This window comes from Streptomyces sp. NPDC059874 (genome assembly GCF_042731135.1).
In the GTDB taxonomy this organism is placed as follows: Bacteria; Actinomycetota; Actinomycetes; order Streptomycetales; family Streptomycetaceae; genus Streptomyces.
Map to the genome: position 1 here is coordinate 18,339 of NZ_JBHWJY010000104.1, position 8,743 is coordinate 27,081.

Below are 8,743 nucleotides of genomic sequence, written 5' to 3' on the forward strand. Positions count from 1 at the left end.
GTGGGCCAGTCTGCCATGCGGGCGGAGCACTGCCCAAGAATCGGATCCTCGCTCCATTCCGAGAGCACTGCTCTTGCTTTGGAGCGGCGATCCGTGCAGACTGTTCTCAAGGGAGAGCGGTGCTCTCCGAAACGCGACACGACAAGGCCCCGGAGGTCGTCACCATGAGCGCGCCCACCCCGTACTACGTCCAGGCCAGCCCCTTCGCCGTCCGCTTCAACGCCCTCTTCGGCAGGCTGGCTCGCCTGGGCGTCAGCCTGGCCGGCACCGCCGAGCTGTCGGTCCGCGGCCGCAAGTCCGGCGAGATGCAGCGCATCCCGGTCAACCCCCACACGTACAAGGGCACGCAGTACCTGGTCTCGGCCCGCGGCCACTCCCAGTGGGTCCGCAACATGCGGGTCGCGGGTGGCGGCGAGCTGCGTGTCGGCCGCAAGCTGCGCACCTTCACCGCCACCGAGATCGCCGACCCGGTGGAGAAGGCCGCCATCCTGCGGGCCTACCTGGAGAAGTGGGGCTGGGAGGTCAACCGGTTCTTCCAGGGCGTGACGGCGAAGTCCTCCGACGCCGAACTCCAGGCGGCGGCCGGCGACCACCCGGTGTTCCGGATCGAGGTCTCGAACTGACCCTCGGCGCCGGACCACCCGCCACGACCCGCCGAAGCCCCTACTCCCCCGCCACCGCCGGTGGGAGCCCGTGGAGGGTTTCCAGAACGGCCGGCTCCTCCTCGCACAGCCGCAGCGCGCCCGCGGCCACGTTGGCGGCCACGTGGTCAGGGTTACCGGTTCCGGGGATGGCCAGCACGTGCGGCCCCCGGTGCAGCGTCCACGCCAGCCGGACCTGAGCCGCGCTCACCCCGTGCTCCCGCGCCACGGCGAGCACCTCTTCGCGCTCGGCGCCGCTCGCGCCGACCGTACGGCCCGTGCCCGCGATCGAGTAGAACGGCACGAACGCCACGCCCTGTTCACCGCAGGAGCGTACGAACGCGTCGTGTTCGGGCCGTACGCCGATGCCGTACTGGTTCTGCACGCAGACCACAGGCGCGATGCCCTGCGCCTCGGCGAGGTGGTGGGGGTGGATGTTGGACAGGCCCAGGTGCCTGATGAGCCCGGCCTCGCGCAGCTCCGCCAGAGCGCCGAAGCGCTCGGCGATCGAGTCGGTGCCGACGATGCGCAGGTTCACCACGTCGAGGTGGTCGCGGCCGAGCTGACGCAGGTTCTCCTCCACCTGGCCGCGCAGCAGTTCGGGGGTGGCGTGCGGAAGCCAGTGGCCCGAAGGATCGCGACCGGGGCCGACCTTGGTGGTGATGACGAGGTCGTCGGGGTAGGGGGTCAAAGCCCGGTTGATCAGTTCGTTGGCGGAGCGCAGCGGCGAGAAGTAGAACGCGGCGGTGTCGATGTGGTTCACCCCGAGTTCGACGGCCCGGCGCAGCACGCCGATCGCCTGGTCCCGGTCACGTGGTACGGCGTCGGCGATGAGCGCCTCACCGGTCTGCGGCAGCCGCATCGCGCCGAAACCGAGCCGGTTGATCTTCAAGTCTCCGAGCGTCCAAGTGCCCGAATCCGCCGCGGTGATCGTCTCTGAGGTCATGACCGGGATGGTGTCCGCCCCTTAGGCCGGCCGCAATTGATTCGTACATGCGTGAACCCTCGGGGTGGCCGTGCCGGCGGAGCCGGCGTTTTCGACGAAGCGGTTCGCCGTCTCGCCGATGTGGGAGGTCGGTCCCGCGCACCCCGTGCACCAGCCCTGGATCGAACAGGTGCGACCGCGGATCGCGGACGCCGGACTGGACCGGGGCCGGCCGGCCGAGCTGATCCCGCCCTCGGGTTACGTTCCCGATTTCCTGAATCCGGCGCCCGCCGGCCCGGCTCCCACCCTGGCGCAGGAGCACCCCTCGCTGAGCTGGGACGACGACGCTCTCCGGCTGGAGCGCCGACAGCGGACGCTGTCCCGGAAGGCAGCGGGCTCTGGGCTGGTGCTGATCCCCTCGGTGTTCACCGGGCCGACCCCTTTCACCCGGGTGGCACCGCCGGAACCGCCTCAACTGGCCTACCCGGCACGCGGGATCGGCGCACTGTGGCAACCCCGGAGCGCCACCAGGACCCAGGCCCTCGCCGCGGTCCTCGGCCGTTCACGCACCCGGCTGCTGACCGAACTCGACACCCCCGCCTCCACCACCGCGCCGGCCCGGCGCACGGGGCTCTCCCCGTCGGCGGTGTCCCAGTACCTGCCGGCGCTGCGCGACGCGGGCCTGGTCAGCGCCCACCGAGCCGGCCGCTCCGTCCTGTACGCCCGTACCTCCGTAGCGGAATCCCTCCTCGCCGGCTGATCCGCAGGCCTCCAGGTCGCGCGCCCCAAGAACCTGGGGCTCCGCCCCGTCCCCCGCGCCTCAAACGCCGGCGAGGCTGGATCTTGCCGGCCGCGACCGAAAAAGTGCGGCAGATGCACACAGGCACGGCGGACAGCCAGGACGGGGACGGGGTGGGGTGTTGTCCGGGACGTAAAACGTGATTTGTGGCGCGACACCCACCCGCACATGCGCGTAGGGCTGGGGCGCCATAAATCATGAGTCCCGGACAACACCCCACCCCGGCCCCGGCCCCCACACGAAGCCCCGCCAGGCACAGCACCCGGCCAAGCCCCCCGCAGGGGACACCGCCGAGCCCTACCCCCGCCCACCACCACGCGCCGCCGCCTGTCGGGCGTCCAGCGCGTGCAGCGCCCTGCGTGCGATCGGGTGGCTCCGCACCAGGTCCGCCAGGGTCGTCGAACCGCGGGTGATCCGCGCGAAGGCGCGCCACGCCGGGCGGAAGCCCGTGATCGTCGCGTGCAGCAGCCCCGGCTTGGACTCGAACAAGGTCAGCATCCGCTGCCCGACGCCCATCTCCACGCCCAGCCCGGCCTTCACCGCGAAGGCGTAGTTCAGGGCCTGGCGGCGCGCGTCCACCCCGTCCTGCGCCTCGGAGATCTTCACGGCCCACTCCCCCGCCAGCCGCCCCGAGCGCAGCGCGAAGGAGATGCCTTCCCGGGTCCACGGCTCCAGCAGCCCGGCCGCGTCTCCCGCCACCAGAACCCGGCCGCGCGAGAGCGGCGAATCGGCCTTGCGACAGCGGGTCAGATGCCCGGAGGAGACGGCCGGCTCAAAGCCGGCGAGCCCGAGGCGAGCGATGAAGTCGTCCAGGTAGCGCTTGGTCGCGGCGCCCTCGCCCTTGGCAGAGATGACCCCGACGGTGAGGGTGTCCCCCTTGGGGAAGACCCAGCCGTAACTGCCCGGCAGCGGGCCCCAGTCGATCAGCACCCGGCCCTTCCAGTCCTCGGCGACGGTCTCCGGGACGGGGATCTCCGCCTCCAGGCCGAGGTCCACCTGCTCCATCTCCACGCCGACGTGCGCGCCGATCCGGCTCGCGCTGCCGTCCGCGCCGACCACCGCGCGGGCCAGGACGGTTTCCCCGTCGGCCAGCACCACGGCGACCGTGCGCCGGTCGGGCACAGCGGAGCCGTGCTGCTCCACCCGGGCCACGGCGGTGCCCGTACGGACGGACGCCCCTGCCTTCTCCGCCTCGGCGACCAGCGCGGCGTCGAACTCCGGCCGGTTGATGAGGCCGAACAGCATCTTCTTCGAGCGCCGGGTCCGGGTCAGTCTCCCGTCCAGCGAGAAGGTCACCGCGTGGATGCGGTCCTTGAACGGCAGGACGAAGCCCGGAGGCAGGGCGTCGCGCGAGGGGCCGATGATGCCGCCGCCGCAGGTCTTGTAGCGGGGCAGTTCGGCCTTCTCCAGCAGCAGGACGCTGCGCCCCGCCTTGGCCGCCGCGTACGCCGCCGATGATCCGGCCGGTCCGGCCCCGACCACGACCACGTCCCACACCTCGCCGGTCTCACCGGCGTCACCCGCCTCACCGGCCTCACCGGTCTCCCGGATCTCGCCGGCCTTCCCGGCCACCTCGTCGCCCACCCCCTGCGCGGACCGCTCCGCGTCTGCGCTCGCGTCTGCGCCCGTGCCTGCGCCCGGGTCCGTGCCTGCGTCGCGTACGTCGTCGTCGCTGCTCACGATGTGTTGCTGCTCCTGATCACCCGTTGCTCCGATGCCGGGCAAATCCTAGCGAGACAACCCCCTCACCTCGTTGTGCGAGGATCGGGGCTGTCTTTCGCCGTACCCGGCATACGCACACCCCCGCGGATGCGGGGAAGGCGTACACAGAGCACAACGTCGCACCCAAAAGGAGCGTGCCCATGTCCCAGAATCCGATCGCCGAGACCATCGCCTCGCTGATGCCCCGCGCCAAGCAGGAGCTCACCGAGCTGGTGGCTTTCCAGTCGGTGGCGGACTGGGCGCAGTTCCCCCGGAGCGAGAGCGAGGGCGCCGCGAACTGGGTGGCCGACGCGCTGCGCGTCGAGGGCTTCCAGGACGTGGCCCTGCTCGACACCCCCGACGGCACCCAGTCCGTCTACGGCTACCTGCCCGGCCCCGCGGGCGCGCCGACCGTGCTGCTCTACGCGCACTACGACGTGCAGCCGCCGCTGGACGACGCCGCCTGGATCTCCCCGGCCTTCGAGCTGACCGAGCGCGACGGCCGCTGGTACGGGCGCGGCTCGGCCGACTGCAAGGGCGGGTTCGTCATGCACCTGCTGGCGCTGCGCGCGCTGAAGGCCAACGGCGGCGTGCCGGTGAACGTGAAGGTGATCGTCGAGGGCTCGGAGGAGCAGGGCACCGGCGGCCTCCAGCAGTACGCCGAGGCGCACCCGGAGCTGCTGACCGCCGACACCATCGTCATCGGCGACGCGGGCAACTTCCGCCTGGGCCTGCCGACGGTGACGGCCACCCTGCGCGGAATGTGCCTCCTCAAGGTGAAGATCGACACGCTGGGCGGCAATCTGCACTCCGGCATGTTCGGCGGTGTCGCCCCGGACGCGCTGGCCGCGCTGATCCGCGTACTGGACTCGCTGCGCTCGGCGGACGGTTCGACGACCGTCGACGGTCTGGCCTCGGACGCGGTCTGGGAGGGCCTGCAGTACCCGGAGGCGGACTTCCGTGCCGACGCGAAGGTGTTGGACGGGGTCGAGCTGATCGGCGAGGGCACGATCGCGGACCGGCTGTGGGCCCGCCCGGCCGTGACGGTGCTCGGCATCGACTGCCCGCCGGTGGTCGGCGCGACCCCCTCGGTGCACGCGAGCGCCGGAGCGCTGATCAGCCTGCGGGTGCCGCCGGGCGTGGACACCGCGGCCGCCGTCAAGCTGCTGGAGGCCCACATGGTGGCGCACACCCCGTGGAAGGCGCGGCTTGAGCTCGAGGTCGTGGGCCAGGGGCAGCCGTTCCAGGCGGACACGAGCAGCCCGGCGTACGCCTCCATGGCGGCGGCCCTGCAGGAGGCCTACCCCGGTGAGGAGATGCAGGTCGCGGGCATGGGCGGCTCGATCCCGCTGTGCAACACGCTGACGCAGCTGTACCCGGACGCGGAGATGCTGCTGATCGGTCTCAGCGAGCCGGAGGCGCAGATCCACGCGGTGAACGAGAGCGTGTCCCCGCAGGAGTTGGAGCGCCTGTCGGTGGCGGAGGCCCTCTTCCTCGTCAACTACGCGGAGTCCAAGCGCGGCTGACGCCCGGTGGGGCCCGTGGTGGACGTGCGGCGCCGCCGCGCAGCCGACCCCGGGCTCCGCGCGGGCTTTGCGGGGCTCCGCCCCGCACCCCGCGCCTCAAACGCCGGCGGGGCTGAATGTGGCTGATGCCGTCCGCTCTCAGCGGACTCCGCTCCCGGTGAAGTCGCGTGCCCGGGACGGGCCCTGGTACGTAGCGTCGGCGTATGGATCTTGTCGAGGTACTGCCCAACCGGCTCCACATGCTCCGCTTCCCCATCGGCCAGGCCTACCTCTGGCAGGACGGCGGAGCCCTCACCCTGATCGACTCGGGCAACGCCGAGTCCGCCGCCGAGATCGAGGGGGCGATACGTTCCCTCGGCCTGGATCCGGAGCGGCTGGAGCGAATCGTCCTCACGCACTGCCACGGCGACCACATCGGCGCGGCCGGTGAGCTCGCCGTCCGCTGGGGGGCGCGCGTACTGGCCCACCGGCTGGACGCGCCCGTGATCCGGGGCGAGCGGCCCGTGCCCGAACCGGTGCTACTGGACTGGGAGGTCCCGCTGTACGAGCACGCCCTGGCGGTGGTGCCCGGGGCCCCGCCCACCCCGGTCGACGGGGAGCTGGAGGACGGGGACGCCCTGGGCTTCGGGGACGGGGCGTACGTGGTGCACGCCCCGGGCCACACGGACGGCAGCATCGGCGTGCACCTCCCCCGCCACGGGGTGCTGTTCACGGGCGACTGTGTCGCCGCCGTCGGACCGCTGATGCTGGGCGTGTTCAATGTGGACCGCGCCCGGGCGATCGACTCCTTCCGCCGCCTCGCCGCGCTCGCCCCGTCCGTGGCCTGCTTCGGCCACGGCGACCCCCTGACGGCGGACACGGCGGCGGCCCTGGCCAAGGTCGCCGCCGACACCACGGCCTGACGGGACCCGTCAGCCGACCGGGGTGCCCGCCTCCAGGTACAGGGGGTGGCCGCGTTCCCGGGCGCGCAGGGCCCAGCGGAGGCGTTCGTAGCGGTGTTGCGGGAGCAGGCCGGCGGCCTCGGACTCGGTGACGAAGCGCCAGGCGCGGAGCTCCGGGCCCGGCAGCCGGAGCCGCTGCGCCGCCTCCTCGGTCAGCCTGCCGCCGTCGAAGAGCAGCCGCAGTCCTCCGTACCCGGGGGGCTGCGGGGCCTCCCAGTCGACGACGAGCAGGCCCGGCGGGTGGTCCAGTACGAGGCCCAGTTCCTCGGCGACCTCGCGTACGCCCGCCCGGGCCGGTGCCTCGCCCGCTTCGACGACCCCGCCCGGGAACTCCCAGCCCGCCTTGTACGTCGGATCCACCAGCAGCACCCGGTCGTGCTCGTCGAAGAGCAGCACCCCGGCGGCCACCGTCTCGCGCGTGGGCTCCGGGGTCTGCACGATGTCGCAGAGCCCGGCCCGCTCGGTGCGGATGGCTTCGGCGATCCGCTCCGCCGTCTCGCGCACGCTCAGCGCACCGTTGTCGACGACGTGCGCGTCGGCGGTGAGCCAGCCGAGCGCCTGCTGGTACACCGGGATGTGGTCGTAGGCCCACTGGCGGACGTGGAGGTCCACCTGCTGCGGCTCTCCCGGCTCCTCCCGGGTCGCGATCCGCTGCCGCAGGATCGTTTCCGCCGGGGCCAGCAGCACATGGCGCACCGGTATCCGACGCGCCGCCAGCCCGCCGAAGATCTCGTCCCGGTAGTCCTGGCGCAGCAGCGTCATCGGTACGACGAGCACGCCGCCCAGTTCGGCGAGCATCGCCGCGGCCGTGTCCACCACCAACCGGCGCCAGCTCGGCAGGTCCTGATAGTCGGTGACCTCCGCCAGGCGTTTGCGCGGCAGCAGCACGCGCAGCGCGTCCCCGATGAACTCCGGGTCGAACAGGGTGCTGTCCGGCAGGATTCCGGTCAGTTCGCGGGCCGTGCTGGTCTTCCCGGCGCTGAATGTGCCGTTGATCCAGACAATCACGTCTACCCCTCTCCGCATGGCTCGTCCGGAGCCCCCAGTGGCTTGCCCGCACCACCCTGCCATGGAAACCCGTTAATCAGCCGAGTGCTTATCCTCAAGGTCAGAGCGTTGCCCGCTACCTCCGGAGGTTTCCCCACCGTGGCCAACAACCGCCGCCCGTCCGACCCCCGCTACGGCAACCGGCCGACCATGAAGGACGTGGCGGCCCGGGCGGGAGTGGGCCTGAAGACGGTGTCACGGGTGGTCAACGGCGAGCCGGGAGTCACTCCCGAGACGGAGAAACGCGTCCAGGAGGCCATCGAGGCCCTGGGGTTCCGCCGCAACGACAGCGCGCGCGTGCTGCGCAAGGGCCGAACGGCCACCGTCGGACTGGTGCTGGAGGACCTCGCCGATCCCTTCTACGGCCCGCTGAACCGGGCGGTGGAGGAGGTCGCGCGGGCGCACGGGGCACTGCTCATCAACGGCTCCAGCGCCGAGGACCCGGAACGCGAGCGGGAGTTGGCGCTCGCGCTGTGCGCGCGCCGGGTGGACGGGCTGATCGTGATCCCGGCCGGGGACGACCACCGCTACCTGGAACCGGAGATGCGGGCCGGCGTGGCCACGGTGTTCGTCGACCGGCCGGCCGGCCGGATCGACGCGGACGTCGTCCTGTCGGACAGCTTCGGCGGCGCCCGTGACGGGGTCGCCCACCTGATCGCGGGCGGCCACCGCCGGATCGGCTTCATCGGAGACCACCCGCGCATCCACACTGCGACGGAGCGCCTGCGCGGCTACCGCGCGGCGATGGCGGAAGCGGGCCTGCCGGTGGCCGATTCCTGGGTCTCCCTCGGCTCCACGCACCCGGAACGGGTCGCCGCGGCGGCCCGCGCGATGCTCGCGGGTCCGGATCCGGTGACCGCCGTCTTCGCGGGCAACAACCGGGTGACCGTCACGGTCGTACGGGTCCTCGCCGCCCGGGACCGCCCGGTGGCGCTGGTCGGCTTCGACGACTTCGAGCTGGCCGATCTGCTGCGCCCGGGCGTCACGGTGGTCGCCCAGGACGCGGCGGCCCTCGGCCGCGTCGCCACGGACCGCCTCTTCCAACGCCTGGCGGGGGCGGCCCTCCCCCCGACCCGCATCGAACTCCCGACCCGCCTCATCCCCCGGGGCTCGGGCGAACTCCCGCCGGCCGACGGGGTGTGAACACGGCGCGAGGCCCGGCC

Annotated in this window: 8 protein-coding genes; 5 read left to right on the plus strand and 3 right to left on the minus strand. The window is 72.6% G+C overall.

What is annotated here, in order from left to right; translation table 11 throughout:
- Positions 1-164: 164 nt before the first annotated feature.
- A complete protein-coding gene (locus tag ACFV9H_RS36835; RefSeq protein ID WP_385407392.1) occupies positions 165-623 on the plus strand; it encodes a nitroreductase/quinone reductase family protein in 459 nt (152 codons plus the stop codon).
- A gap of 40 nt (positions 624-663) precedes the next feature.
- On the opposite strand, the gene ACFV9H_RS36840 is transcribed toward ACFV9H_RS36835, so the two are convergent.
- Positions 664-1,587, minus strand: coding sequence for an aldo/keto reductase (locus ACFV9H_RS36840; protein ID WP_385407381.1), 924 nt, complete (start codon positions 1,585-1,587; stop codon positions 664-666).
- Positions 1,588-1,705: 118 nt separating this feature from the next.
- On the opposite strand from ACFV9H_RS36840, the gene ACFV9H_RS36845 reads away from it, so the two are divergent.
- On the plus strand, positions 1,706-2,326 hold the full coding sequence (locus tag ACFV9H_RS36845) for an ArsR/SmtB family transcription factor (RefSeq protein WP_385407395.1): 621 nt from the start codon (positions 1,706-1,708) through the stop codon (positions 2,324-2,326).
- Positions 2,327-2,662: 336 nt separating this feature from the next.
- On the opposite strand, the gene ACFV9H_RS36850 is transcribed toward ACFV9H_RS36845, so the two are convergent.
- Positions 2,663-3,916, minus strand: a complete 1,254-nt coding sequence (locus ACFV9H_RS36850) for a geranylgeranyl reductase family protein (RefSeq protein ID WP_385407397.1) — start codon at positions 3,914-3,916, stop codon at positions 2,663-2,665.
- 311 nt (positions 3,917-4,227) lie between these two features.
- Between ACFV9H_RS36850 and ACFV9H_RS36855 the strand changes: the two genes are divergently transcribed.
- Positions 4,228-5,592 (plus strand): dipeptidase, encoded by a 1,365-nt coding sequence (locus ACFV9H_RS36855; RefSeq protein ID WP_385407384.1) that lies wholly within the window; start codon positions 4,228-4,230, stop codon positions 5,590-5,592.
- A gap of 203 nt (positions 5,593-5,795) precedes the next feature.
- Positions 5,796-6,494: an MBL fold metallo-hydrolase gene (locus tag ACFV9H_RS36860; RefSeq protein ID WP_385407387.1), complete on the plus strand. Its 699-nt coding sequence runs from the start codon at positions 5,796-5,798 to the stop codon at positions 6,492-6,494.
- Between the two features lie 9 nt (positions 6,495-6,503).
- Here ACFV9H_RS36860 and ACFV9H_RS36865 read toward each other — a convergent pair whose 3' ends face one another.
- Positions 6,504-7,541 carry an NUDIX domain-containing protein gene (locus ACFV9H_RS36865; protein WP_385407389.1) on the minus strand — a complete coding sequence of 346 codons (1,038 nt, stop codon included), beginning with the start codon at positions 7,539-7,541 and terminating at the stop codon, positions 6,504-6,506.
- A gap of 189 nt (positions 7,542-7,730) precedes the next feature.
- On the opposite strand from ACFV9H_RS36865, the gene ACFV9H_RS36870 reads away from it, so the two are divergent.
- On the plus strand, positions 7,731-8,723 hold the full coding sequence (locus tag ACFV9H_RS36870; protein ID WP_385407400.1) for a LacI family DNA-binding transcriptional regulator: 993 nt from the start codon (positions 7,731-7,733) through the stop codon (positions 8,721-8,723).
- Positions 8,724-8,743: the final 20 nt, after the last annotated feature.